24 protein-coding genes are annotated in these 26,629 nt (G+C 60.0%); 23 read left to right on the top strand and 1 reads right to left on the bottom strand.

The genetic code is table 11. The features are described 5' to 3' along the window. From murD to B9Z37_RS04810, 17 genes are all read left to right on the top strand, one after another. Nucleotides 1-1,827 (top strand): UDP-N-acetylmuramoyl-L-alanine--D-glutamate ligase, encoded by a 1,827-nt coding sequence (gene murD, locus B9Z37_RS04890; RefSeq protein ID WP_108311942.1) that lies wholly within the window; start codon nt 1-3, stop codon nt 1,825-1,827. Further along, on the top strand, nt 1,824-3,125 hold the full coding sequence (ftsW, locus tag B9Z37_RS04885; RefSeq protein WP_108311941.1) for a putative lipid II flippase FtsW: 1,302 nt from the start codon (nt 1,824-1,826) through the stop codon (nt 3,123-3,125). The genes murD and ftsW overlap by 4 nt, the downstream gene beginning before the upstream one ends. Beyond that, nucleotides 3,122-4,186, top strand: a complete 1,065-nt coding sequence (gene murG / locus B9Z37_RS04880; RefSeq protein ID WP_108311940.1) for an undecaprenyldiphospho-muramoylpentapeptide beta-N-acetylglucosaminyltransferase — start codon at nt 3,122-3,124, stop codon at nt 4,184-4,186. Before ftsW ends, murG begins: the two co-directional genes overlap by 4 nt. Continuing rightward, nucleotides 4,183-5,592 (top strand): UDP-N-acetylmuramate--L-alanine ligase, encoded by a 1,410-nt coding sequence (gene murC / locus B9Z37_RS04875; protein ID WP_108311939.1) that lies wholly within the window; start codon nt 4,183-4,185, stop codon nt 5,590-5,592. The genes murG and murC overlap by 4 nt, the downstream gene beginning before the upstream one ends. Next, nucleotides 5,589-6,554, top strand: a complete 966-nt coding sequence (locus B9Z37_RS04870) for a D-alanine--D-alanine ligase (protein WP_108311938.1) — start codon at nt 5,589-5,591, stop codon at nt 6,552-6,554. The genes murC and B9Z37_RS04870 overlap by 4 nt, the downstream gene beginning before the upstream one ends. Before the next feature lie 8 nt (nt 6,555-6,562). After that, the gene (locus tag B9Z37_RS04865) at nt 6,563-7,339 is read left to right on the top strand and encodes a cell division protein FtsQ/DivIB (RefSeq protein WP_240606628.1); all 777 of its coding nucleotides are present in this window, start codon (nt 6,563-6,565) and stop codon (nt 7,337-7,339) included. Nucleotides 7,340-7,379: 40 nt separating this feature from the next. Beyond that, entirely contained in the window at nt 7,380-8,609 is a 1,230-nt protein-coding gene (gene ftsA, locus B9Z37_RS04860) for a cell division protein FtsA (RefSeq protein WP_090044934.1), read from the top strand. Nucleotides 8,610-8,745: 136 nt separating this feature from the next. Continuing rightward, nucleotides 8,746-9,960, top strand: coding sequence for a cell division protein FtsZ (ftsZ, locus tag B9Z37_RS04855; protein ID WP_108311936.1), 1,215 nt, complete (start codon nt 8,746-8,748; stop codon nt 9,958-9,960). Nucleotides 9,961-10,253: 293 nt separating this feature from the next. Continuing rightward, nucleotides 10,254-11,177, top strand: a complete 924-nt coding sequence (gene lpxC, locus B9Z37_RS04850; protein WP_108311935.1) for a UDP-3-O-acyl-N-acetylglucosamine deacetylase — start codon at nt 10,254-10,256, stop codon at nt 11,175-11,177. Further along, nucleotides 11,177-11,764 (top strand): YqiA/YcfP family alpha/beta fold hydrolase, encoded by a 588-nt coding sequence (locus tag B9Z37_RS04845; RefSeq protein WP_108311934.1) that lies wholly within the window; start codon nt 11,177-11,179, stop codon nt 11,762-11,764. Before lpxC ends, B9Z37_RS04845 begins: the two co-directional genes overlap by 1 nt. A gap of 44 nt (nt 11,765-11,808) precedes the next feature. Next, nucleotides 11,809-13,863, top strand: coding sequence for a ribonuclease catalytic domain-containing protein (locus B9Z37_RS04840; protein WP_108311933.1), 2,055 nt, complete (start codon nt 11,809-11,811; stop codon nt 13,861-13,863). Then, complete coding sequence (locus B9Z37_RS04835) at nt 13,835-14,776, top strand: energy transducer TonB (RefSeq protein WP_240606627.1); 942 nt, start codon at nt 13,835-13,837, stop codon at nt 14,774-14,776. Before B9Z37_RS04840 ends, B9Z37_RS04835 begins: the two co-directional genes overlap by 29 nt. Before the next feature lie 33 nt (nt 14,777-14,809). Beyond that, the gene (gene mtgA / locus B9Z37_RS04830) at nt 14,810-15,544 is read left to right on the top strand and encodes a monofunctional biosynthetic peptidoglycan transglycosylase (RefSeq protein ID WP_108311932.1); all 735 of its coding nucleotides are present in this window, start codon (nt 14,810-14,812) and stop codon (nt 15,542-15,544) included. Nucleotides 15,545-15,573: 29 nt separating this feature from the next. Continuing rightward, nucleotides 15,574-16,122, top strand: coding sequence for a crossover junction endodeoxyribonuclease RuvC (ruvC, locus tag B9Z37_RS04825; RefSeq protein WP_108312517.1), 549 nt, complete (start codon nt 15,574-15,576; stop codon nt 16,120-16,122). Nucleotides 16,123-16,172: 50 nt separating this feature from the next. Further along, the gene (rodA, locus tag B9Z37_RS04820; protein WP_108311931.1) at nt 16,173-17,327 is read left to right on the top strand and encodes a rod shape-determining protein RodA; all 1,155 of its coding nucleotides are present in this window, start codon (nt 16,173-16,175) and stop codon (nt 17,325-17,327) included. A 72-nt stretch (nt 17,328-17,399) separates the two neighbouring features. Next, nucleotides 17,400-18,860: a metalloprotease TldD gene (gene tldD / locus B9Z37_RS04815; RefSeq protein ID WP_108312516.1), complete on the top strand. Its 1,461-nt coding sequence runs from the start codon at nt 17,400-17,402 to the stop codon at nt 18,858-18,860. A gap of 243 nt (nt 18,861-19,103) precedes the next feature. Continuing rightward, on the top strand, nt 19,104-20,225 hold the full coding sequence (locus tag B9Z37_RS04810; protein ID WP_108311930.1) for a 3-deoxy-7-phosphoheptulonate synthase: 1,122 nt from the start codon (nt 19,104-19,106) through the stop codon (nt 20,223-20,225). Between the two features lie 103 nt (nt 20,226-20,328). On the opposite strand, the gene mpl is transcribed toward B9Z37_RS04810, so the two are convergent. After that, a complete protein-coding gene (gene mpl, locus B9Z37_RS04805; protein ID WP_108311929.1) occupies nt 20,329-21,696 on the bottom strand; it encodes a UDP-N-acetylmuramate:L-alanyl-gamma-D-glutamyl-meso-diaminopimelate ligase in 1,368 nt (455 codons plus the stop codon). Between the two features lie 62 nt (nt 21,697-21,758). On the opposite strand from mpl, the gene B9Z37_RS04800 reads away from it, so the two are divergent. The 6 genes from B9Z37_RS04800 (at nt 21,759) to B9Z37_RS14640 (ending at nt 26,616) form a co-directional block, all read left to right on the top strand. Beyond that, the gene (locus tag B9Z37_RS04800) at nt 21,759-22,343 is read left to right on the top strand and encodes a hypothetical protein (protein ID WP_108312515.1); all 585 of its coding nucleotides are present in this window, start codon (nt 21,759-21,761) and stop codon (nt 22,341-22,343) included. A gap of 14 nt (nt 22,344-22,357) precedes the next feature. Next, nucleotides 22,358-22,900 carry a TlpA family protein disulfide reductase gene (locus tag B9Z37_RS04795; protein WP_240606626.1) on the top strand — a complete coding sequence of 181 codons (543 nt, stop codon included), beginning with the start codon at nt 22,358-22,360 and terminating at the stop codon, nt 22,898-22,900. 161 nt (nt 22,901-23,061) lie between these two features. Further along, nucleotides 23,062-23,514, top strand: a complete 453-nt coding sequence (gene accB / locus B9Z37_RS04790; protein ID WP_108311927.1) for an acetyl-CoA carboxylase biotin carboxyl carrier protein — start codon at nt 23,062-23,064, stop codon at nt 23,512-23,514. A gap of 15 nt (nt 23,515-23,529) precedes the next feature. Then, nucleotides 23,530-24,879 (top strand): acetyl-CoA carboxylase biotin carboxylase subunit, encoded by a 1,350-nt coding sequence (accC, locus tag B9Z37_RS04785; protein ID WP_108311926.1) that lies wholly within the window; start codon nt 23,530-23,532, stop codon nt 24,877-24,879. Nucleotides 24,880-24,885: 6 nt separating this feature from the next. Continuing rightward, nucleotides 24,886-25,782: a 50S ribosomal protein L11 methyltransferase gene (gene prmA / locus B9Z37_RS04780; RefSeq protein ID WP_108311925.1), complete on the top strand. Its 897-nt coding sequence runs from the start codon at nt 24,886-24,888 to the stop codon at nt 25,780-25,782. Nucleotides 25,783-25,821: 39 nt separating this feature from the next. After that, the gene (locus tag B9Z37_RS14640; RefSeq protein WP_108311924.1) at nt 25,822-26,616 is read left to right on the top strand and encodes a zinc-ribbon and DUF3426 domain-containing protein; all 795 of its coding nucleotides are present in this window, start codon (nt 25,822-25,824) and stop codon (nt 26,614-26,616) included. Nucleotides 26,617-26,629 lie beyond the last annotated feature (13 nt).

The following is a 26,629-nucleotide window of genomic DNA, read 5'->3' as shown; positions in this document are numbered from 1 at the left end:
ATGCAGCTCCAAGGTCAACACGTTCTGATTCTCGGTTTGGGTGCTTCGGGCCTTGCGATGGCCCGTTGGTGTGCCCATGCCGGAGCCAACGTGACGGTGGCCGACACGCGTGACACCCCACCCCAGCTGGCAACTTTGCAGGCCGAATGGCCTGCTGTGCGATTTGTATCTGGCCCCTTTGCGGCCAGTCTGGTCGAAGGCACTTCGGTGCGCGCCGTGTTTCGCAGCCCCGGTTTGGCCCCTGATGTGGTGGCACCCGTGGTGAACGCCGCTCAGGCCATGGGCTTGTGGCAAGGCGGCGAGCTGAGCTTGTTTGCTGCGGGCTTGCAAGATTTGAAAGAACGCTTTGGTTACACCCCCCAGGTGCTGGCGATCACGGGTACCAACGGCAAGACCACGGTGACCTCACTCACCGGACAGCTGGTGGCACGCGCTGGCAAGACGGTGCAAGTGGCAGGCAACATTGGCCCCACACTGCTCGACACACTGACCGAAGCCATGGTGCAGGCCCAGGCGCAGGTTGACCAGGACGCGGCCAATCGCGAAGCCGAACAGGCGGCTGAGTTGGCCGCCAACCCCGAAAAAATCGCCATGCCGACAGAGCGCGTGGTATCAGCCGCGCAGGCCGAATCTGAAAATCGGGTCCACACGTCCGAGCTGCACACCGACAAGGCAGGAAACGAAACTGCCGCTTGCGCAGCTGAAAACAGTGGTGACCTGGCCCGTGCCAACGAAGAAGACCCCGTGGCCCTGGATGGTGATGAGGCTGAACCTGTGCTGATCGCGCCTGCGCCTGCGGTGTCTCTTGACCCCATGGCGCAAGCCTTGCCGCAGGTCTGGGTGCTGGAGTTGTCGAGTTTTCAGCTGGACAGCAGCGAAGGCTTTGAGCCCACAGCCGGGACCGTGCTGAACATTTCGCAAGACCATCTTGACTGGCATGGCTCGATGGACGCTTATGCGGCCGCCAAGGCCCGAATTTTTGGGGCACAGGCTCTGATGGTTTTGAACCGCGAAGACCCCCAGGTCATGGCCATGCGGCCTGCACCGGTGCGTGTGAAATTGCAAAAACCGGTGGAGCGCGCTTGTGTGACCTTTGGTGGCGACATGCCCACGCGTCCCGGTGATTACGGCATTGAAGTCATGAACGGCATGACCTGGCTGGTGCGTGCCCTGGAGGCCGATGAAACCCGCCGCCGTCGCAAAGACGAAGCCGAAGAGCTGCACATTCAACGCCTGATCCCCGCAGACGCCTTGCGCATTCGCGGCCGTCACAACGCGGTCAATGCCTTGGCCGCCTTGGCCATGGCCGGTAGCGCAGGCTGCGCTTTGGGCCCCATGTTGTATGGCTTGCGCGAATACCGGGGCGAGCCGCACCGTGTGGAGCCCGTGGCCATCGTGGGCGAAGTGGAATACTTTGACGACAGCAAAGGCACGAATGTGGGGGCCACGGTGGCCGCCTTGCAGGGCTTGGGCGCCGACCGCCGCGTGGTGGTCATTTTGGGTGGCGATGGAAAAGGCCAGGATTTCTCACCTTTGCGCGATCCCGTTTCCCGTTATGCGCGTGGCGTGGTCCTGATCGGACGCGATGGCCCATGCATGCGCGAAGTGCTGCAGGACTGCGGCGTGCCTTTGCAAGACGCTGTCGACATGCATGCCGCTGTGGCTCAAGCCACCGGCATGGCCCACATGGGCGATGCGGTCCTGATGTCGCCTGCTTGCGCCAGTTTTGACATGTTTGAAAACTACGGCCATCGGGCCAAAGTATTTTGCGATGCTGTGGCCGAGCTGGCTGAAACGGCCGGTGTGGCGATGGAGGGTGGCGCATGAGTGAAGCCCAGACCTTGTCGCAACGCCTGCAGGGCGGTTTGGCCCGCCTGACCGGCTTGTTTGCTGGTGGCCGCCTGAACGCACAGAGCAGTCAAGGTCAAAGTTTGCCTGTCAATTTGGGGGGCTATGACTTTGCGCGTCAGTCCTCCAGCTCTGCTACCCGCTTGCAAAGCGTGGACCAGGCCTTGGTCTGGGTGGTGGTGGCCTTGCTCATGTGGGGCATGGTCATGGTCTATTCGGCATCGATTGCGATGCCGGACAACCCGCGTTTTTCACGCTACGCACAAACGCACTTCCTGACTCGGCACGTGATTTCCATGGTGTTTGGTTGCATCATGGCTTTGCTGGCGTTTCAGATTCCCACGAGCACGTGGGAAAAGGTGGCCCGCCCGATGTTTGTGCTGTCGCTGGTGTTGTTGGCCTTGGTGCTGATTCCTTTCATTGGCAAAGGCGTCAACGGTGCGCGCCGCTGGATTTCATTTGGCGTCATGAATTTCCAGCCCTCCGAGCTGGCGAAATTCGCCACCATCATTTATGCGGCCGATTACATGGTGCGCAAGATGGAGGTCAAGGAACGCTTCTTCCGTGCGGTGCTGCCCATGGGCGCAGCCGTGGTGGTGGCTGGGGTGTTCTTGCTGGCCGAGCCCGACATGGGCGCCTTCATGGTGATCGCCATCATCGCCATGGGCATCCTGTTTTTGGGGGGCGTCAATGCCCGCATGTTCTTCTTGATTTTTGCGGGTCTGGTGGGCGCGTTTGTGGTGATGATTGCGGCATCTCCTTGGCGTCGCGACCGCATTTTTGCCTACCTCGACCCGTTCAGCGCAGAGCATGCTTTGGGCAAGGGCTACCAACTGTCGCATTCCTTGATCGCCATCGGGCGTGGCGAGGTTTGGGGTGTGGGTCTGGGGGGCAGCGTTGAGAAACTGCACTGGTTGCCCGAGGCACATACCGACTTCTTGCTGGCGGTGATTGGCGAGGAATTCGGTTTGGTCGGTGTTTCCCTGGTGATTTTCCTGTTCCTGTGGCTCAGCCGCCGCATCATGGTGATCGGTCGTCAGGCCATCGCACTGGACAAGGTCTTTTCCGGTTTGGTCGCCCAAGGCGTGGGCATCTGGATCGGTTTTCAATCGTTCATCAACATGGGTGTGAACCTGGGTGCTTTGCCCACCAAGGGCCTGACGCTGCCCTTGATGAGTTACGGTGGCTCGGCCATCATGATGAACCTGATCGCCATTGCCGTGGTCTTGCGAATTGATGCCGAGAACAAGCAAATGATGCGTGGAGGTCGCTCATGAGCGTCAAATGCGCATTGGTCATGGCGGGCGGCACGGGCGGACACATCTTTCCGGGCTTGGCCGTGGCCGAAGCCTTGCGTGATGCCGGTTGGCGCGTGCACTGGTTGGGGGCACCGGACAGCATGGAAAGCCAGTTGGTGCCACCGCGTGGCTTTGCCTTTGAGGCGGTTGACTTTGGCGGCGTGCGCGGCAAAGGCCTCAAAACGCTGGCCGTGCTGCCTTTCAAATTGTTGCGTGCATTTTGGCAAAGCCTGCAGGTGGTGCGCCGTGTGCAGCCGGATGTGGTGCTGGGTTTGGGCGGCTACATCACATTCCCGGGCGGCCTGATGGCCAGCCTGTGGGGCAAACCTGTCGTGCTGCACGAACAAAATTCAGTGGCTGGCCTGGCCAACAAGGTGTTGGCTCAGGTGGCCGATCGCGTGTTCACCGCGTTCCCGGGTGTCTTCAAAACCGGCCAATGGGTGGGCAATCCACTGCGCCGGGCATTCACCGAGCAAGCCACACCCGCCCAGCGCTTTGCCGAGCGCACTGGCCCCTTGCGGGTTTTGGTGGTGGGCGGCAGCTTGGGGGCCAAGGCCTTGAACGACATCGTGCCGCAGGCCCTGGCGTTGCTGCCCACCGCAACGCGCCCTGTGGTGACCCACCAAAGCGGGGCCAAACAAATCGAGGCGCTGCGCGTCAACTATGCGGCAGCGGGGGTGCACGCCGATTTGACGCCGTTCATCGACGACACGGCCACGGCGTTTGCGCAAGCCGATCTGGTGATCTGCCGGGCAGGTGCCAGCACGGTGACAGAAATGGCTGCCGTGGGCGCGGCGGCTTTGTATGTGCCGTTCCCGTTTGCGGTGGACGACCACCAAACCACCAATGCGCAGTTTTTGGTCGCGCAAGGTGGTGGCTGGCTGGTGCCGCAAGCAGAGTTGACCGCGCAGGCGCTGGCCGACCGATTGGCCGGACTGAGTCGCGAGAGCTTGTTGGCCTGTGCTGAAAAAGCGTACGAACAGAAAAAAACAAATGCGACACGGGAGGTCGTGATGGCTTGTGAGGAACTGGCAGCATGAAACACGCCATTCGAAAAATCCATTTCATCGGCATCGGGGGCTCGGGCATGAGCGGCATTGCCGAGGTCTTGCTCAATTTGGGTTACGCCATTTCCGGCTCTGACCTGTCAGACAGTGCCACTTTGCGGCGTTTGGCTGCATTGGGCATCGAGACCCATGTCGGTCACACCGCCCACAACGTCAAGGACGCCGATGCGGTGGTCACCTCCACCGCCGTGAAAGCCGACAACCCCGAAGTGCTGGCCGCCCGTGAGCGCCACATCCCCATCGTGCCCCGCGCCGTGATGCTGGCCGAGCTGATGCGCATGAAGCAAGGCGTGGCCATCGCGGGCACCCACGGCAAAACCACCACCACCAGCTTGGTGGCCAGTGTGCTGGCCGAGGCGGGACTGGACCCGACCTTTGTGATCGGTGGTCGACTGAACAGCGCGGGCGCCAATGCCAAGTTGGGCACGGGTGATTACATCGTGGTTGAGGCCGATGAATCGGATGCCTCTTTTCTGAACCTGCTGCCTGTGATGGCGGTGGTGACCAACATCGATGCCGACCACATGGAAACCTATGGCCATGATCTGGCACGGTTGAAGTCGGCCTTCGTCGAATTTTTGCACCGCATGCCTTTTTATGGCACAGCCATTGTGTGTTCGGACGATCCCGGCGTGCAGTCCATCGTGAACGACATTGCTCGCCCCGTGACAACCTATGGTCTCAATGAAGGTGCACAAGTGCGCGCCGTGGATGTGCGTGCTGAACACGGCCAGATGCATTTCACGGTGCAAAGGCGCAACGGCGTGACTTTGCCTGACCTGCCTTTGGTGCTGAATTTGCCAGGCAACCACAACGTGCTCAATGCGTTGGCAGCGGTGGCGGTGGCGGTGGAGTTGGGGGTGGACGATGCGGCTGTGCAGCGTGCTTTGGCAGGTTTCAAAGGTGTGGGGCGTCGTTTCCAGCGTTATGGCGATGTGACCGTGCCCGGCGGTACAGGGCATTTCACCGTGATCGATGATTACGGTCACCACCCGGTCGAGATGGCGGCCACGCTGGCCGCAGCCCGTGGCGCATTCCCGGGTCGTCGCTTGGTGTTGGCCTTCCAGCCGCACCGCTACAGCCGCACGCGCGATTGCTTTGAAGATTTTGTGAAAGTCATTGGTCAGGGCTGCGACAGCGTGCTCTTGTCCGAGGTCTATGCCGCAGGCGAAGCGCCGATCGTGGCGGCCGACGGCCGCTCACTGGCGCGTGCACTGCGTGTGGCAGGCAAGGTCGAGCCGGTGTTTGTCGACGCCATCGCCGACATGCCGCAAGCCGTATTGAGCAATGCGCGTGACGGCGATGTGGTGATTTGCATGGGTGCGGGCTCCATCGGAGCAGTGCCTGCCAAAGTGGTTGAGATGGGAGGTGCCGCATGAGCGCTTCCAATCTGGGCAAAGTGGCCGTTCTCATGGGTGGGCGTTCCGCCGAGCGCGAGGTGTCCCTGATGTCTGGCCAAGGCGTGCTGAAAGCCTTGCAGGTCTCTGGCGTGGATGCCCATGCTTTTGACCCTGCTGAAAGAGATCTGAGCGATTTGAAACGTGAAGGGTTTGACCGTTGCTTCATCGCCCTGCATGGCCGATACGGCGAAGACGGTACGGTGCAGGGTGCTCTGGAGTTGTTGGGCATCCCCTATACGGGTTCTGGTGTGATGGCTTCCAGCATCGCCATGGACAAAACCATGACCAAACGGGTGTGGCTGGCCGAAGGTTTGCCCACACCAGCCTATGTGTTGGTGCACCGTGAACATTTGGGGCAGGTCTCGGTCGACGGGCTCATTAAGGCCTTGGGTTTGCCCATGATCGTCAAGCCAGCGCGTGAAGGCTCGTCGATTGGCGTGACCAAGGTCCTCACAGCCGAAGAGTTACCTGCCGCCTTGGCTGCCGCAGGCGTGTGTGATGCGGACATCCTTTGCGAACAATGCATCGTGGGTGACGAAGTCACTTGTCCTGTGATGGGCGCCGGTGAGACCAGCCGTGCTTTGCCTGTGATTCGGATTGTGGCGCCCGCTGGAAACTACGATTACCAGAACAAATACTTCACGGACGATACCCAGTACCTGGTTCCATCGGGGCTGTCAGCAGCAGAAGAGGCTGCCATCGAGGCCTTGGTGGTCAAGGCTTACCAGGTGTTGGGCTGCCGGGGTTGGGGGCGCATTGACGTGATGATCGATGGGGCGACGCGCAAACCCTATCTGCTTGAAATCAACACTTCTCCGGGTATGACGGGCCATTCTTTGGTGCCCATGTCTGCCCGTGCATCAGGTCTGAGCTACGAAGCCTTGTGCTGCCAGTTGTTGGCGTCGGCCACGCTGGACCATGTGCAGGAGGTGTTGGGGTGAAAAAAGCCATGTCTGTGCCGCTCGATATCCGGCTCATGAACATGACGGCAGCTTCGCTGACGGGGGTGTTTGTGTTGCTGGTTCTGGCCGGTGGTGCTTGGTGGCTGTTGCGGCATCCTGCGTTTTCGATCCAGGCGATCACCGTGCAGGGCGATGTGACGCGCAACAACGCGGTCACCTTGAGGGCCAATGTGATGCCGCAATTGAGTGGCAACTTTTTCACCATCGATTTGAACCGGACACGTGAAGCCTTTGAGGCGGTGCCTTGGGTTCGGGGTGCGGTGGTGCACCGTGATTTCCCCAGCAGTTTGAGAGCCGTTTTGGTCGAGCATGAGCCCATGGCGCTTTGGGGCGATGACGGCTCCAACAAGATGGTCAATCAGCAAAGCCGCGTGTTCGAGGCGAGCGTCGAAGATGTGGATGTCGAGCGCTTGCCTCGGCTCAAGGGCCCAGATGACCAGTCGGCCATCGTTGTCCAGATGTACCGGCATCTGCTGCCTATTTTTGAAGCCATGGACATGGACATAGACCAGCTCGAATTGACGACACGCGGAAGCTGGCGCGTGATGACACAAAGCGGCGCATGGCTGGAGTTGGGGCGTGGCACTGAAGCAGAAGTGGGTGCCCAGTTGAAGGTTTTTTTCAGGACCCTGTCACAGGTGACGGCACGGTACGGACGAACACCCACGGCATTGGCCGGGGCAGATTTGCGGCACAAAGATGGCTATGCCTTGCGTTTGCGTGGTGTGACCACGCTGGAAGCGCAAGCTCAGAAAAAGCCTTGAGTGATCAAGGCACAGGAATGAAACGGAAACGGTGAGTCAAATGGCAAAAGAGTACAAAGATCTGGTGGTTGGGTTGGACATTGGCACCTCCAAAGTCATGGCGGTGGTGGCCGAGGTCATGCCGGATGGCGAGCTCAAGATCGCCGGTCTGGGCATTGCACCGGGCAATGGCCTCAAGCGCGGTGTGGTGGTCAACATCGATGCCACCGTGCAAAGCATCCAGCAGGCGCTGAAAGAAGCCGAGTTGATGGCTGACTGCAAGATCACCCGCGTGAATGTGGGCATCACCGGCAGCCACATTCGAGGCATCAACTCCAGTGGCATGGTGGCGATCAAGGACAAGGAAGTCACGCAGGCCGATGTGGCCCGCGTGATGGAAACCGCCCGTGCAATCAACATCTCGACCGATCAGCGCTTGCTGTTGGTGGCGCCACAGGAATTTGTGATCGACGGGCAAGAGGTCAAGGAGCCGATTGGCATGAGCGGCATGCGCCTGGAAGCCAAGGTGCACATTGTGACGGGCGCGCAAAGCGCGGCTGAAAACATCATCAAGTGCGTGCGCCGCTGCGGCCTTGAGGTTGACCAGTTGCTGCTCAACCCGCAATCGTCAAGTCTGGCCGTGCTGTCAGAAGACGAGCGCGAATTGGGCGTGGTGTGTGTGGACATTGGCGCAGGCACGACCGACGTGGCGATCTTTGCCAACGGTTCAATCCGCCACACGGCCGTGATCCCAATCGCGGGTGACCTGATCACCAGCGACATTGCCATGGCTTTGCGCACGCCAACGAAGGATGCTGAAGACATCAAAGTCGAAAGTGGTTACGCCAAGCAGTTGCTGGCCGACCCGGACGCGCAGGTCGAAGTGCCAGGTCTGGGCGACCGGGGGCCGCGCATGCTCAGCCGCCAAGCCTTGGCTGGCGTGATTGAGCCACGCATCGAAGAAATTTTCTCGCTGGTGCACCAGGTCATCCGCGAGTCGGGCTACGAAGAAGTGCTGTCTTCCGGCATTGTGCTCACAGGCGGTAGCGCCGTCATGCCCGGAATGGTCGAGCTGGGCGAGGACATCTTCCTCAAGCCCGTGCGCCGTGGCCTGCCCAAATACGCAGGCGGCTTGGCTGATATGGTCAGCCAGCCGCGCGCAGCCACGGTGATGGGCCTCTTGGAAGAAGCCCGCTTGGCCCGTCTGCGTGGCTACAAAGTCACCCAAAAGAAAAGTTCAGTGAACAACGCTTTTGGTCGCTTCAAAGACTTCATCGTGGGGAACTTCTGATGAACTGGAAAAAACGCTTTCTGGCCAGAGGCAGCCCACCGACATGCAGGCCGTGTCGATGTTGACACCCCTCAACCGAACAAAAAAACGAATCTAGAAAATCCAAGCAACTGCAAACAAATTTAGGAGTAGCACCATGACCATTGAAATGATCCAAACCGAAGAGTTCAACCAAGGCACCCAGATCAAAGTGATCGGCGTCGGTGGTGGCGGCGGCAACGCTGTTGAGCACATGATCGAGCGCCAAGTTCAGGGCGTTGAATTCGTGTGCGCCAACACCGACGCACAGGCATTGGCCCGCAGCGCGGCACACCGCTTCATCCAACTGGGCCAGACCGGTCTGGGTGCTGGGAGCAAGCCCGAAAAAGGCCGTGAAGCCGCAGAAAGCGCCGAAGCCGACATTCGTGCCGCCATCGAAGGCGCACACATGTTGTTCATCACCGCCGGCATGGGCGGCGGCACAGGCACAGGCGCTGCGCCTGTGATTGCCCGCATCGCCAAAGAGATGGGCATCCTCACGGTGGGTGTGGTGACCAAACCTTTCGAATTCGAAGGTGGTCGTCGCATGTCCAATGCCGACCTGGGCATGCAGGAACTCGAAGCCAATGTGGATTCGTTGATCGTGGTGTTGAACGAAAAACTGCTGGAATTGCCTGGCGGCGAAGACATGACGCAAGACGAGGCGTTTGCGCATGCCAACGACGTGCTGAAAAACGCTGTGGGTGGCATTGCCGAGATCATCAATGTGCCCGGTCATGTGAACGTCGACTTTGAAGACGTGCGCACAGTGATGGGCGAGCCCGGCAAAGCCATGATGGGCACAGCTGCCGCCAGCGGCCCGGACCGCGCCCGCATCGCGGCCGAGCAAGCTGTCGCTTGCCCTCTTCTCGAAGGTGTGGACTTGTCGGGTGCCAAGGGTGTGCTGGTGCTGATCAGCGCCGCCAAGGGTTCGCTCAAGTTGTCCGAGTCCAAGCAGGCGATGAACACCATCCGTGCTTACGCTTCGGAAAACGCCCATGTGATCTACGGCACTGCCTATGACGAAAGCCTGGGCGACGAGATCCGCGTGACTGTGGTGGCCACAGGCTTGTCCAAAGCCGGTGCACGCCGCACCGCGCCTCCTTTGCAAGTGCTGCGCACCGGTACCGACAACGTGCCTTTCACCATGGGTGGTCAGGATGCTGTGGCCAATTCATTGCACAGCGCTGCACCTTCGGCCACCAACGGCATGAACACGCCCGCCATCTGGCGCAGCAACCGCACCCACGCGGCTGCCCGTGTGGATGGCATGGCCAATGCCGGCATGGACGACATCGAGATCCCTGCTTTCTTGCGCAAGCAAGCAGACTGATCTGCGGATCTGACGGTTATTTTTGGTGCTTTGGGGTCAGACGGGCGGGAGCCTGTCTGACCCCTTTTTGCGTGATATCAAACGAGTGGGGCTAGAACTTTGAGAACGGCTGTGGGTATGGGCCGTCCCGGTATGTTCCCCGGGGCCGTCGGGCTCGTCGTCGCTTCGCGCCTCAATTTCGCCCGCCAGCCCCGGGGAACACGCCGGGACTGGAGTGTTGCCGAAGTCGGCCTAAGGGCCAAGTTCAATGCCTTGTCAGCGCCACAGGATCCCGTGCCAATTAAAATAATGCCATGCTCGCTCAACGCACCCTCAAAACCTTGACCAAAGCCGTCGGCGTGGGTTTGCACAGCGGTCAGCGTGTCGAGCTGACCCTGCGCCCCGCCGCGCCGGACACGGGCATTGTGTTTCGCCGAATTGACCTGCCAGAGCCGGTGGACATTCCGGTCAATGCCGAAGCGGTGACCGATACCCGGCTGGCTTCCACGATTTCGGCAGGGCAGGCCAAAGTCCTGACCGTCGAGCACCTGATGTCGGCTTGTGCCGGTTTGGGCATTGACAACCTGTATGTCGACATCACGGCCGAAGAGGTGCCCATCCTTGACGGTTCGGCTTCATCTTTCGTGTTCTTGCTGCAAAGTGCGGGCGTGGTCGAGCAGCAGGTGCCCAAGCGCTTTGTGCGCGTGCTCAAGCCTGTGGAAGTGTCCGAAGGCGAGGGCGAGAACATCAAATGGGCGCGTTTGACGCCTTACCACGGTTACAAGCTGAGCTTTGAGATCGATTTTCGTCACCCGGCGGTCGATTCGACCGGGCAGCAAGTGGTCTTTGACATGTCGGAGGGCGTGTACGCCCGAGACATCGCCCGTGCCCGCACCTTTGGCTTTACCAAAGACGTGGAGATGTTGCGTGCCAATGGGCTGGCTTTGGGCGGCGGCTTAGACAACGCGATCGTGATGGACGACTACCGTGTGCTCAACTCGGATGGCTTGCGCTATGACGACGAGTTCGTCAAACACAAAATTTTGGATGCCATGGGCGATTTGTACATTTTGGGCAAACCGCTGTTGGCCGCTTACAGCGCGTTTCGTTCAGGCCACGCCATGAACAACCGCTTGCTGCGTGAATTGTTGTCACGCCCCGATGCTTATGAGGTGGTGACTTTTGACAAAGCCGCCGAAGCGCCACGTGGGTTTGCCGCCCTGCAGCCTGCTTGGTGATGGACCGCACCACCCACTTGCTTTATCTGCACGGTTTTCGGTCTTCGCCCAGCTCGGTCAAGGCCCGAAAAATGGCCGATACCGTTCAAAGCCAGCACCCCGGGGTGACTTGGTGGTGCCCTCAGCTGCCAGCGTCTCCCAAACAGGCTGTGGAGATGGCGCTGCAAGGCGTGTCGGCCTGGCCCAGGGATCGGATGGCCATCATGGGGTCTTCTTTGGGGGGCTTTTACGCGGCCTGGCTGGCCCAGCAGCTTGATTGCCCGGCAGTTTTGCTCAATCCGGCCGTGCACCCCGCCCGTGATTTGGTGGCCTACATCGGCGAACACCCGGCATGGCATGACCCCTCACAAAAAGTTTTTTTTGAGGCGGTGCATGTGCAAGAGCTGGCCGAACTGGAAGCCCAGCCGCCAAGCGCCCAAGCCCGAACCCTGGCAGTGATCGCCAAGGGCGATGAGGTGCTGGACTGGCGCGAAATGCTGGCCCAGCATCAGGCGGGGCGGGTGCGCCTGCTAGAGGGCAGCGACCACGCGCTGAGTGATTTCGACAATGATTTGCCCGAAATCCTGGAATTTCTTCGCTTGGTCTGAACCCCGAGGCCTGCCAAGGCGGTACCGCATGGGAAAATCAGGCCATGTACGCATTATTTGAAGAAGCCGGCAAATTCATGGCCGGACGGATTTTGTCCGAAGCCGAAGCCTCCGCCCAAGTGGAGCTGGATTCGGGCAAACGGGTCAAAGTCAAGGCAGCGCAAATGCTGCTCAAGTTTGAAAAGCCAAGCCCCGCCAGCTTGCTGAGCGAAGCGGCAGCCCTGAGCCCAACCATTGAGCTGGAGCTGGCCTACGAATTCGCATCTGACGAAGAATTCGGCTTTGCCGACCTGGCCAAAGACTATTTCAGCGAGGGGGCCAGCACCGTGCAACAAGTGGCGGCTTTGTTTCGCTTGCACGAAGCACCGCACTATTTTCGCCGTGGTGGCAAAGGCCGCTACCGAAAAGCCCCAGCCGAGATCGTGCAACAGGCCTTACTCGCCATTGAAAAAAAGAAGCAGGTTCAGGCGCAGATCGAAGCTTGGTCGGCCGAATTGGTTGCAGGCGTTTGCCCTGCACCGATCCGCGAGCAACTCTACAAAATCCTGTTCCGTCCAGACAAAAACACCTCCGAGTACAAAGCGGTGGTCGAGGCCAGCAAGGCCAGCCACACCGCGCCTTTGGACCTGCTGCAAAACGCCGGGGCCATTGCCTCGGCCTGGGACTTCCACTGGCAACGCTTTTTGTTTGACCTGTTCCCCAAAGGCACGGGTTTTCCGGCTTTGCAAGCCCCGGCCATCACCGACGAGTTGCCTTTGGCCCCGGTGCAGGCTTTCTCGATTGACGATTCGCACACCACCGAAATCGACGATGCCTTGTCGTTGCAAGGCCTGGGCAGTGGCACGGTCACGGTGGGCATCCACATCGCCGCCCCCGGCCTGGCCCTGACGCCGGGCAGCGCCATCGACCAGCTGGGCCGAGCCCGGCTGTCCACTGTCTACATGCCTGGCTACAAAATCACCATGCTGCCCGACAGCGTGGTGCAGGCCTACACCTTGATCGAAGGGCGCGACTGCCCCGCAGTGTCCTTGTATGTGACCTTCAGCGAAGACACGTTGGAGGTGCAAAAAACCGAAACCCGCCTGGAGCGGGTGCCGATCCTGGCCAACCTGCGGCACGACCAACTGGACGACAGCATCACCCGCGAATGGCTCGAAGGTGAAGACCCGAGCGACCATGCCGATGTGCCGGTCAGCCGTGCCACGCTGGGGTTTTTCTGGCGGCTGGCGCAAACCCTCAAAGCGCGGCGCGAGGTGGTGCGCGGCAAGCCTGAAAACTTCAATCGCCCGGACTACAGCTTCAAACTCGATCGCGCCAGCAACGACACGCCACCCACCGGCGAAGAGACGGTCTTGATCGGCACGCGCAAGCGCGGTGCGCCGCTCGACTTGATGGTGGCCGAGGCCATGATTTTGGCCAACAGCACTTGGGGCCAGTGGATGGCCAGTTTCGGCGTGCCCGGCATTTACCGCAGTCAGGCCAGCATGGCCCCCGGCGTGAAGGTGCGCATGGGCACCAAGGCCCTGCCGCATGCGGGCATTGGCGTGCCCAGTTATGCCTGGAGCACCTCGCCCCTGCGCCGCTACACCGATCTGGTCAACCAGTGGCAAATCATCGCCTGTGCCCGCCACGGCGCAACCGCCGCTCTGGCGGCCCCCTTCAAACCTAAAGACGCCGAGTTGTTCTCCATCATCAGTGGCTTTGACACCGCCTACAGCGCCTACAACAGCGTGCAGTCCAGCATGGAACGCTATTGGACGCTGCGCCATGTGCAGCAGCAAGGCATTGAGGAGTTGGAGGCCAGCCTGGTCAAGGAAATGGGCGGTGGCGTTTGGTTGGTGCGGGCGGATACCTTGCCTTTGATGTTCAGCGTCATGGGTGCGCAGGGCCTGATGCGTGGGGCACGTGTGCGTGTCAAACTGGGCGAGGTCGATTTGATGGCGCTGGACGTGCATGGCACCGTGACAGCGCATCTGGATGCCCCGGCGGCGACAGCCGACCAGGAAGCCGATGAAACAGAAGAGGACGAAGCGCTTGTTGCAGGTCCGCTCACGATTGCCGTCGACCTGAATGACAGCACGCAAAGCGATGGCTCTTGAAGGCAATCAGCCTTCTTTGGCGGGCTTTTTTGCCCACCTGAGCCAGTCGTTCAGGCGTCGCACCTTGGTGTGGGCCTTGGGGTTTTCTGTGGCCCTTCATGCCGCCTTGATCGGCTGGCGTTTTGCCGATCCTGAAAGCTTCAACCGTGTTTTTGAGGATGCATCGCTGGAGGTGATCCTGGTGAACGCCCGCAGTGACTCAGCGCCGGATCGGGCTGAGGCCTTGGCCCAGGTCCGGCTGGCGGGGGGCGGTGACCCCTTGCAAGCGCAACGCGCCAGTTCGCCCTTGCCGCCAGCGGTGCACAACGAGTCCGGCACGGACATCAGCGCCATGCAGCGGCAGATAGAAGCACTCAAGCTGCAGCAAACGCGCTTGCTGACCCAGCTCCAGCAGGAGTTGTCGGCCTTGAGCCAGGACAACGCCGGTGAAAAAGCCCAGGCCCCCGATCGACTGGCCCGACAAGAGCGCCAGCAGCAGCTGACACGGCAATTGGCCCAGATTGAGCAGAGGGTGCAAAAAAGCCAGGGTGCTCCCCGAAAACGGTACATCAGTCCGGCCACGCGAGAAGCTGTCTATGCTTTGTATTACGACAAATTGAGGCGCACCATCGAGATGCGAGGCACGCTCAATTTCCCTCAAGTGGGCGGAAAAAAACTCTATGGCCAACTCACCATGGTGATCACGGTCGATGGCCGTGGACGCCTTGTTCAGACCGAGGTGGCCAAGCCTTCAGGTCAGCCTTTGCTGGACCAGCGGGCCGTGGCGATTGTGCGCAGTGCCGCGCCTTTTGATGCGTTCAGCGCTAACATGCGGCGGCAAGCCGATCAGATGGTGGTGGTCACGCGCTTTCAGTTTTCCAAAGACGGCACGCTGGAAACGCGCATGTTGGCCGCAGAGCCCCAGCGGCCCTGACCTCCCTTCAGATCATTCAGACAAAGGATATTGATGCGCGCTTTCGGTCGTTGGTGTTTGTTGGTGGTGCTGGCCTTGTTGGGTTTGCAGTTGTTTTTTGCTTTGCGCATGGCCAGCATGGCCGTGGTCGCGCCCCAATCCACCAGTTTTGAGCGTTCGCAGATCTGGCAGATCGTGACCCGACAAGGGCGACTGCCTTGGCGGCAAGAGTGGGTGGCGCGTCAAAACATCTCCCCCAGCCTGCTGCGGGCGGTCATCGCCTCTGAAGACGGTGCGTTCACCCAGCACAACGGTGTTTGGTGGGCGTCTCTGGAGAAAGCTTGGGAAAAAAATGCCAAGGCCAAAGCCGTGGCCGAGCAACGCGCCCAGCGGCGGCCCGATGCCAAGATGCCCAACGTCAAAATTGTGGGCGGGTCGACCATCACGCAGCAACTGGCCAAAAACCTCTTTTTGTCCGGTGAACGCACCTTGTTGCGCAAGGGGCAGGAGATGCTGATCACTTTGACGCTGGAGGCCTTCTTGTCCAAGCAGCGCATTCTGGAGATTTACCTCAACAGTGTGGAGTGGGGCGAAGGCGTTTTTGGTGCCGAGGCGGCTGCCCAGCATTACTTCAGGAAAAGTGCCGCCCGACTGAACGATTGGGAGGCCGCTCGCCTGGCCGTCATGTTGCCCCGCCCCCGCTATTTTGAGCAACGTGCGCAATCGGCCTATCTGGCGAGCCGCGCCGAAACCATCATGGCCCGCATGGGCGACGTGGTGCTGCCATGAGCTCATTGACCACGCCTGCCCCGCAAACCCTGCGCATTTTGGGCATTGACCCGGGCTTGCAGACCACGGGCTTTGGGGTTCTGGACATGACCGGTTCGCGATTGCAATACGTGGCGAGCGGCGTGATCGAGACCACCCGCGAAGAAATGGGCAATTTGCCCGCCCGATTGAAGGTGATTTACGACGGCATTCGCGAAATCAATGCCCGTTACCAGCCTGATGTGGCCTCGGTCGAAATCGTGTTTGTCAACATCAACCCGCAAGCCACCCTGCTCTTGGGGCAGGCCAGGGGCTGTTGCGTGACCGCGCTGGTGTCGTGCGATTTGCCGGTGGCCGAGTACACCGCTTTGCAAATGAAGCAATCTGTGACAGGGCATGGGCGCGCTGCGAAGTCGCAGGTTCAGGAAATGGTCAAACGCTTGCTGCAACTGCCGGTGGTGCCGCGTCAGGATGCCGCCGATGCTTTGGGCATGGCCATCACCCATGCCCATGCCAGTCCCTCCATGAACAAGCTGGCCGCCCAAGGCGCGCTCAACCGCAAAACCCATGGCATGTTCCGCAGTGGACGAAGCCATTGACGGCATCGCTGCGGCACATTTCCAAAATTCAGCCTGAGATAATCTGCGCCATGGGTTCAGTCATTCAAAAACCGACGTTGTTTCAGCGCGTGAGGTATCTGCTCAAGGGTTTTGACGGGCCCTTGGCATTTGCCGTGTTCATGCTCGCCTGCGCGGGTTTGTTGATCATGTTTTCTGCTGGCCATGACCATGGCACCCGGTTTGTGGACCACGGTCGCAACATGGTGCTGGCCGGCGCCATCATGTTTGTAGTGGCCCAGGTGCCGCCTCAAAAACTCATGGCCTGGGCTGTGCCGGTTTACACGCTGGGTGTGGTGCTGCTGATTGCCGTGGCGATTTTTGGCATCACCAAAAAAGGGGCCCGACGCTGGGTCAATTTGGGCGTGGTGATCCAGCCCAGTGAAATCCTGAAGATCGCCTTGCCCCTGATGCTGGCGGCCTGGTTCCAAAAGCGCGAAGGCCAACTGAGGCCATTTGATTTTGCCGTGGCACTGCTCATTTTGGGAGTCCCGGTCGGCTTGATCATGAAGCAGCCTGATTTGGGGACCTCCTTGCTCGTGCTGGCTGCGGGCCTGGCGGTGATCTTTTTTGCCGGCCTCAAATGGCGCTGGATATTGCCACCTGTGGTGTTGGGCCTTGTCGGGGTAGTGGTTCTGGTCATCATGGAGCCCACTTTGTGTGCCGACGATGTGGATTGGCGGGTCCTGCACGAATACCAGCGGCAGCGCATTTGCACTTTGCTCGACCCGGCGCGTGACCCCTTGGGCAAAGGCTTTCACATCATCCAGGGCATGATCGCCATTGGCTCGGGTGGTTTCTTGGGCAAAGGTTTCATGCAAGGCACGCAAACCCACCTGGAGTTCATTCCCGAGCGCACCACCGACTTCATTTTTGCCGCCTATGGCGAAGAGTTCGGGTTTGTGGGGGGCTTGTTCCTGATTTTTTGGTTTTTCTTTCTGGTCTACCGCGCCTTGGTCATCGCTGCACAAGCACCCACCCTGTTCAGCCGTTTGCTGGCGGGCAGCATGGCGATGATTTTCTTCACCTACGCTTTTGTGAACATGGGCATGGTCAGTGGCATCTTGCCCGTGGTGGGCGTGCCGCTGCCTTTCATCAGCTACGGCGGCACGGCCATGGTCACCTTGGGTCTGGCGTTGGGCATTCTCATGTCGATTGCCAAAGCCAAACAACTGGTGCAAACATGACACCTGCCGCTTGAGCGGCAAGGCTAAAGAACACACAGGCAAGGGGCTTGATCAGTCTCTACAATGGCTCTCATGATTTCACGCGAACCCACCATCGAACGCTTAGCCACGGCCCGCGCCCTCTTGTTGGAGCCTTTTGGCCTCGACGAAACCCACCTGACGCAAGCCCTGAACGCCATCAAGGCCCATGCGGTCGATGACGCCGACCTGTACTTTCAGTACACCCGCTCCGAAGGCTGGAGCCTGGAGGAGGGCATCGTCAAAACCGGCAGCTTCAGCATCGACCAGGGCGTGGGTGTGCGGGCGGTGTCGGGCGAAAAAACAGCTTTTGCTTACTCGGACGACATCTCCGAAGCCTCTTTGATGGACGCGGCCATGACGGTGCGCTCCATTGCTTCGGTCGCGCAAAACAAGCGCATCAAGGTGCCTGCGCGCAAGGTGTCGGCCAGCCGCTCGCTCTACCCCTCGCTCGACCCGATGTCCACGCTGGACAGCACGGCCAAGGTCAATCTGCTGGGCCGCGTCGAAAAAATGGCCCGCGCCAAGGACCCGCGTGTGGTGCAGGTCATGGCCGGTCTGGCCACCGAGTACGACGTGGTCATGGTCGCCCGCGCCGACGGCACCCTGGCCGCCGATGTGCGCCCTTTGATCCGCCTGTCGGTCACGGTGATCGCCGAGCAAAACGGCCGCCGCGAAGTGGGCAGCGCTGGCGGTGGTGGCCGCTTTGGCCTGGCTTACTTTGACGACGCCATGGTCGAGAGCTATGTGCAGGAAGCCGTGTCGGCCGCGCTCATCAACCTCGAAGCTCGCCCTGCGCCTGCAGGCGAGATGACCGTGGTGCTGGGCAATGGTTGGCCCGGCGTGTTGCTGCACGAAGCTGTTGGCCATGGGTTGGAAGGCGACTTCAATCGCAAGGGCTCCAGCGCCTTCAGCGGCCGTATTGGCCAGCGCGTGGCCGCCAAAGGTGTCACCGTGCTGGACGACGGCACCATCGCCGACCGCCGCGGTTCGCTCAACGTGGACGACGAAGGCCACGCCAGCCAGAAGAACGTGCTGATCGAAGACGGCATTTTGCGTGGCTACATCCAGGACGCGATGAACGCCCGCCTGATGGGCGTCAAGCCCACGGGCAACGGCCGCCGCGAAAGCTACGCCCATGTGCCCATGCCGCGCATGACCAACACCTACATGTTAGGCGGCGACAAGAGTCCCGAGGAAATCGTGGCCAGCATCAAAAAAGGCCTGTACGCCACCAACTTTGCGGGCGGTCAGGTGGACATCACCAGCGGCAAGTTTGTGTTCTCGGCCAGCCAGGCGTATTGGGTGGAAAACGGCAAGATCCAGTACCCCGTCAAGGGCGCGACGCTGATCGGCAGCGGCCCCGAGTCGCTCAAGAAGATCAGCATGATCGGCAACGACATGAAGCTCGACTCGGGCGTGGGCACCTGTGGCAAGGAAGGCCAGAGCGTGCCGGTGGGCGTGGGGCAGCCGACCTTGCGCATTGACGGCCTGACGGTCGGCGGCACGGCCTGAATTTGAAACAAGGGCCTGCGGGTTTGTCCCCGGATCGGCCTGGCAGGAACTGTCATCCAACTGTGCTACATTGAATCCATGTTTTCGCGCATCGCTACCTTTTACTTTTTTTATTTTTGGTTCTCAGTCCCCGGCGGACGAGAGGCGAGCGCATAAGCACCCGAACATCTCGATACACACCGCCGGAGCCCCAAAGCCCGGCGGTTTTTTTTCACCTGTCTTTTTTCAATCTAGGAGTCCACGATGAACGCCAAAACCACCGCCCCAGAAGCTTGGTATCCCCATGCCATCGACCGCACCGGCCAGACCGACGACGAACGCATCAAGGACATCACCGTGCTCCCGCCTCCAGAACATTTGATCCGTTTCTTCCCGATCGCCGGCACGGCCACCGAAACACTGATTTCCCAAACCCGCAAATTGATCGCCAACATCGTGCACGGCCAAGACGACCGCCTGTTGGTCATCATCGGCCCCTGCTCGATCCACGACCCGGCCGCTGCGCTGGACTACGCCCGCCGCCTGAAGCCCTTGCGCGACAAGTACGCCGACAGCCTCGAAATCGTGATGCGGGTGTACTTCGAAAAGCCGCGCACCACGGTGGGCTGGAAGGGCCTGATCAATGACCCCTACCTGGACGAGAGCTACCGCATCGACGAAGGCCTGCGCATTGCCCGCCAGTTGCTGATCGAAATCAACCGCCAGGGCCTGCCCGCAGGCAGCGAGTTCCTCGACGTGATCTCGCCCCAGTACATCGGCGACCTGATCAGCTGGGGCGCCATTGGTGCGCGCACCACCGAGAGCCAAGTTCACCGCGAGCTGGCTTCGGGCCTGTCGGCGCCCATCGGCTTCAAGAACGGCACGGACGGCAACATCAAGATCGCGACCGACGCGATCCAGGCGGCGGCCCGTGGCCACCACTTTCTGTCGGTGCACAAAAACGGCCAGGTCGCCATCGTCCAGACCCAGGGCAACAAGGACTGCCATGTGATTCTGCGCGGCGGCAAAGCGCCCAACTACGACGCCGACAGCGTTGCCGCAGCCTGCAAGGAACTGGAAGCCGCCAAGCTGCCCGCCACCTTGATGGTGGACTGCAGCCATGCCAACAGCAGCAAAAAGCACGAGCGTCAGATCGACGTGGCCAAAGACATTGCGGCCCAAATCAGCGGTGGTTCACGCCAGGTGTTCGGCGTCATGGTCGAAAGCCATCTGGTGGACGGCGCCCAGAAGTTCACGCCCGGCAAGGACGATGTGACGAAACTGGCCTACGGCCAGAGCATCACCGATGCCTGCATCGGCTGGGATGACAGCGTGGGCGTGTTGCAGGTGTTGTCGGATGCGGTGAAGGCGCGTCGGGCACGCTGATGCGTGCTTTTTTGTAGGTCGGAGCTTCAGCTCCGACGATGTGGCCTTTGGTGCAGAGCCAAGTCGAGGCTAAAGCCGCCGACCTACAAATACAAGGCGGAAATCAGCCAGCCAAGGCTTCCAGCAGCTTGGTATGAATCCCGCCAAACCCGCCATTGCTCATGCACAGCAGGTGGTCGCCGGGCTGTACTTGCGCCAGCACTTGGGCGATGACCTCGTCTATGTTGGCCCCCACTTGCGCTTTGGCTCCCATGGGTTCTAGCGCGGATGCGGCGTCCCAACCCAAGCCGCCGGAGTGACAAAACGCGAGGTCGGTCTCTTCCAGGCTCCAGGGCAGCTGGGCTTTCATGGTGCCGAGCTTCATGGTGTTGCTGCGCGGCTCGAAGATGGCCAGGATGCGGGCCTTGCCCACTTGGCGGCGCAATCCGTTGACGGTGGTGCGGATGGCCGTGGGGTGGTGGGCAAAGTCGTCGTAGACGGTGATGCCATTGACCGTACCGCGCACTTCCATGCGCCTTTTGACGTTCTCAAAAGTGGCCAGGGCTTGCGCCGCCACAGCCGGGCTCACCCCGACATGTTCGGCAGCGGCGATGGTGGCCAGCGCGTTGAGCTGGTTGTGCACGCCGCCAATGGACCATTGCACGTCGGCCACAGGTTTGCCTGACTGCTGCACTTTGAAGTGCGAAGGCTCGCCCTCGGCCACAAAGTCGCTGACGGCCGAACCGAAGGTGCGCACTTCGCTCCAGCAGCCTTGACCCAGCACGCGAGTCAGGCTTTCTTCGAGGCCATTGACGACCACGCGGCCGGAGCCAGGCACGGTGCGCACCAAGTGGTGGAACTGGCGCTCAATCGCCGCCAGGTCGTCAAAGATGTCGGCGTGGTCGAATTCCAGGTTGTTCAGGATGGCGGTGCGCGGGCGGTAGTGCACGAACTTGCTGCGCTTGTCGAAGAAGGCGGTGTCGTATTCGTCGGCTTCGATCACGAAATACTTTCCGTTGCCCAGGCGGGCCGACACGCCGAAGTTGAGCGGCACGCCACCGACCAGAAAACCGGGCTCAAGTCCGGCCTGCTCCAACACCCAGCTGAGCATCGAGGTGGTGGTGGTCTTGCCGTGGGTGCCCGCGACAGCCAGCACATGTTTGCCTTGCAGCACGTGTTCGGCCAGCCATTGCGGGCCGCTGGTGTAAGGCGCCCCGGCTTCCAAAATGGCTTCCATCAGCGGGAATTTGGGGCTGCCGTCGGCCAGGCGGCTGCGGCTGACCACGTTGCCGATCACGTACATGTCGGGCTTGAGATCCATTTGATCGGCACTAAAACCTTCAATCAGCTCGATACCCAAAGCCCGCAGCTGGTCGCTCATGGGGGGGTAAACGCCGGCGTCACAACCGGTGACCCGATGACCAGCTTCGCGTGCCAGTGCTGCCAAACCACCCATGAAGGTGCCACAAATGCCCAGAATATGAATATGCATGGGAGGAGATTTTAGGTGGTGCAGGCGTGGGTCATGCAGCCGCCCGGGCACAATCGGCATCCATGAACGATCTTGCCCTCGAAATTGCTGCGACAGCCGCCCGATTGGTGGTGGAAGAAGGCTTGGCTTTTGGTCCGGCCAAGCACCGTGCGCTGAAAGAGTTGGGTTTGCCTGGTCGCACAGCTTTGCCGACCAACGACGTGGTCGAATCAGAGGTGCGGGACTATATCGCCCTGTTTTGTGCCGACACGCAGCCTGGGGAGTTGCAGGCTTTGCGCGAGTTGGCAAGTGTCTGGATGCAGCGACTGGCCGAGTTTCGCCCACACCTGGGCGGTGCGGTCTGGCAGGGGTGGGCCACGCGCTTGTGTGATATTGACCTGGCCTTGTTTTGTGATGACCCGAAGTCGGCCGAAATCGCGTTGATCAACCGGAACGAGCGCTACGAAGTTCAGACCGTTCGTGGCTTGCACGGTGATGATGTGGATGTGCTGAGTTTGCACAGCTTTTGCGCCCCGTTGAACGAGGATGTGGGTGTGCACCTGCGCATTTACGATCTGGACGATTTCCGCGGGGCCTTGTTGCCCGACATGCAAGGCCGCTCGCCCCGGGGGGATTTGACCGCATTGGAGCGCCTGCTGGCGGCATGAAAGACAATCCGGGCATGAAACATCAAAGCTCTGGCGCTTCGCGGCGCAACGTGATTTTGGGGGCTGGCGCGGCGGCTGCGGTGGCGGGCATGGGTTTGGCCTTGTGGCGTTGGGAGCCCAAAGCGGTTATGGATGCGAGCCATCACCCGGTCTGGTCAGGGCAGTTTGAAACCCCTTCGGGCGAAGGTTTGCGCATGTCGACTTTCCACGGCAAACCCTTGCTGCTGAACTTTTGGGCCACCTGGTGCCCGCCATGTGTCGATGAATTGCCCATGATTGATGCTTTTTGGCGTGAACATGCGCTCAATGGTCATCAAGTGGTCGCTTTGGCCATTGACCAACCCAGTGCGGTGCGCCGCTTCCTGGACCGTCACCCCCTTGGTTTTTCGGTCGGTATGGCGGGTTTGGCAGGCACTGAGTTGGCCAAATCTTTGGGCAATGCTGCAGGCGGGTTGCCATTTACCGTGTTTTTCAAGGCAGATGGCAGTATTTGGCGGCAAAAAATGGGGCAATTGACGAAAGATGACTTGATTCAGTGGCGTGCTGCTGCCGTTTGAGTTGGCTGGAAGCTTCCTTGTTTCTGTTTTTGACAGGTGAATTGGCCAAATCGCGGTGAATTTCTGCTTCTGTTGTCTTCAATGGCTGCAGTTTCGGGGTGTTTTACTGAAAATTGGTGTAAATTCGATCCATTACATGTGCTCAACGCGATGGAGGATCTATGGATTTGCGCAAACTCAAAACACTGATTGATCTGGTGTCCGATTCGAATGTTTCTGAACTCGAAATCACCGAGGCAGAAGGCAAGGTTCGCATTGTCAAAAGCATGGGCGTTGCTGCGCCTGTGGTCATGCAGCAGGCGGCACCTGTCGCTGTCGCCAGCGCACCCGTCGCAGCGCCTGCGGTGGCAGAAGCCCCTGCCGCGCCAGTCGCACCTGCTGGCCATGCGGTCAAATCACCGATGGTGGGCACTTTTTACCGCTCGTCCAGTCCAGGCGCTGCACCTTTCGTCCAGATCGGCTCCGTGGTCAAGGAGGGTGACACCCTGTGCATCATTGAAGCCATGAAGATCCTCAACGAGATCGAGTCCGACAAGTCCGGCACCGTCACACAGATCCTGTGTGAAAACGGTCAGGCTGTGGAATACGGTCAGCCTTTGTTCATCGTCGAATAAGCAAACGGGGATTTCATGTTCAAGAAAATCCTGGTGGCCAACCGCGGTGAGATCGCTTTGCGAATCCAGCGCGCATGCCGAGAGTTGGGTGTCAAAGCGGTCATGGTGTATTCCGAGGCTGACAAAGACGCGAAATACGTGAAGCTGGCCGAAGAAGCGGTGTGCATTGGTCCAGCGGCTTCGCCGCTGAGTTACCTCAACATGCCCGCCATCATTTCGGCCGCCGAAGTGACCGATGCCGAGGCGATTCATCCTGGTTATGGCTTTTTGAGTGAGAACGCCGACTTTGCCGAGCGCGTCGAGAAAAGTGGCTTCCAGTTCATTGGCCCGACGCCCGACTCCATCCGCATCATGGGTGACAAGGTCTCGGCCAAGCAGGCCATGATCCGCGCAGGTGTACCTTGCGTGCCTGGCTCCGAAGGTGAATTGCCCGACGACCCGGTGCAAATTCGTCGCATTGCCAAATCGGTGGGTTACCCGGTGATCATCAAGGCCGCTGGTGGTGGTGGTGGTCGTGGCATGCGCGTGGTGCACACCGAAGCGGCGCTGATCAATGCGGTGCAGATGACCAAGGCCGAAGCAGGGGCTGCTTTTGGCAATCCTGCGGTCTACATGGAGAAATTCCTGCAGAACCCACGTCATATTGAAATTCAGATTCTGGCCGACAAGCACAAGAATGCGGTTTACCTGGGTGAGCGCGACTGCTCCATGCAGCGCCGTCATCAAAAAGTGATCGAAGAAGCGCCAGCGCCAGGCATTCCCCGCAAGCTGATCGATAAGATTGGTGAACGCTGCGTGGCTGCCTGCAAGAAGATCAACTATCGTGGTGCTGGGACTTTCGAGTTTTTGTACGAAAACGGTGAGTTTTATTTCATTGAAATGAACACCCGCGTGCAGGTTGAACATCCCGTGACCGAATGGGTGACCGGTGTGGACATCGTGAAGACGCAGATCATGGTCGCTGCGGGTGAGAAATTGCCATTCACGCAGCGACAAATCGAAATTCGTGGCCATGCCATCGAATGCCGCATCAACGCCGAAGACCCGTTCAAGTTCACTCCCTCGCCCGGACGCGTGACGTCTTGGCACATGCCCGGCGGACCCGGTGTGCGGGTGGACTCACACGTCTACAACAACTACTTCGTGCCCCCGAACTACGACTCGATGATCGGCAAGTTGATTGTTCACGGCGATACCCGCGAGCAGGCCTTGGCCCGCATGCAGACGGCCTTGAACGAGACGGTGATCGAAGGCATCAACACCAACATTCCGCTGCACCGCGAGCTGATGGTGGATGCCAAATTCATGCAGGGTGGCACCAACATCCATTACCTGGAACACTGGCTGAGCCAGCACAAACGCTGATACGCCATGTTTGAACTGAGCTTGCTGTGCCCGGAAGACCGGGTCGATGTCCTGAGTGATGCCCTGGATGCCCTGGATGCATTGAGTGTGTCGGTCGAAGACGCCGATGCGCAAACGCCTGCAGAGCAGGCTTTGTTTGGCGAACCCGGCATGCCACCCCCCAAAGACGGTTGGCAGCGTTCGCGCATGGTGGCGTTGTTTGCGCAAGAGACTCAAGCGCAAGAAGCGCTTCAGCTGCTGTCTGCGCAGGATTTTTTTGAGGGCTGTCGCATTTTGGGCGTGCAGTTGCTTGCCGACCAGGACTGGGTTCGTTTGACCCAATCGCAGTTTGCACCGGTAGAAATCACCCCTGATTTCTGGATTGTGCCGACATGGCACGAGCCGCCCGCACAGGCCAAGCAGATCATCCGGCTGGATCCTGGTCTGGCCTTCGGCACGGGCACGCACCCGACCACCCGCATGTGCTTGCGCTGGATCGCGCAGCATGGCGTACAGGGTCAACGCGTGCTGGATTACGGTTGCGGCTCGGGCATTTTGGCCATCGGTGCGGCCAAATACGGTGCATCGTCCATTGATGCGGTGGACATCGACGAGGCGGCGGTCACATCGACCGAACTGAATGCCGAGGCCAACCATGTTCGCTTGCTGGCGGGGTTGCCTGACAAGGCCAAGGGCCAATACCAGACGGTGCTGGCCAATATCCTGGCCACCCCGCTCAAAGTGCTGGCGCCTTTGTTGTGTTCTTACGTGGCGTCAGGCGGCTCATTGGTGCTTGCCGGCATTTTGGAGCGGCAGGCCGATGAACTCAAGGCGGCTTATGCCCCCTGGATTCAGTTGGAAGTCGCTGACAGCGAAGATGGCTGGATTCTGATGACTGCCCAATCGGTCGCTGCTTTGGCCTGATCGGCAAGCAAAGGTGCTGGCCATGACCCTTGCCGCTGCATGACCTGGATTGTCCGCTGCCCTGAATGCGGCACGATCTTCAAGTTGGTGCCCGATCAGCTCAAGATTGCCCAAGGCTGGTTGCGTTGCGGACAGTGCCAGCATGCCTTTGACAGCACGGGTTTGGTGGTCGCGTGGCCTGAGGCATCCCTGATGGAACGCGAGACGGCCGATCCTGTTGGCGAACGGCTGGTCATTGATGAATTGCTCAAGCAAGAAGACAGGTCTGGGCCTGAGATTCAAGCGCTGACACCCGTGTCCGCATTTGAAGAAGCGCTTGCCACTTTCAAACCGGAGCCTTTGACGCCTGAGCAGAGCCCAAACCCCAATGGGCGGCAGCATGCCTGGTTGCCCAAGTTGGGCGTGCTGGTCTTGTTGTTGGCCCTTGCGCTTCAGTGGCTTTGGATTGAGCGCCGCACGCTTGCCGCTGCTGAGCCTGGTGTCGCAAGGGTTTGGCAGACGCTTTGCCGAACATGGGGCTGCGAAATTTCTCTGCTGCAAGTACGCGATGGCATCGTCATTGAGAGCTCCAGTTTGACGCAGCGTGACGGTGGCGGCTTTTTGCTCAGCTGGTCTTGGCGCAATGCCACATCGCAGCCCTTGCAGACCCCCGCTTTGGAGTTGACGCTTTTGAGTCCGCAAGACAAAGCTTTGGTGCGTCGGGTGGTGCCTGTTGCCGAGCTGGGTGCGCCGCTGTCATTGGCGGCCGGGCAAACGTGGGATGGGCAATTGCAGATCACCCCTGAAGAGGGTCTGATGCCATCGGGCTACCGGCTTCTCAGCTTCTACCCCTGACCCGATACGGGTG

The sequence above is a fragment of the Limnohabitans parvus II-B4 genome (assembly GCF_003063455.1).
GTDB lineage: Bacteria > Pseudomonadota > Gammaproteobacteria > Burkholderiales > Burkholderiaceae_C > Limnohabitans_A > Limnohabitans_A parvus.
Note: the sequence above shows the minus strand (reverse complement) of the source record. Positions and strands in the feature narration are given on the sequence as shown.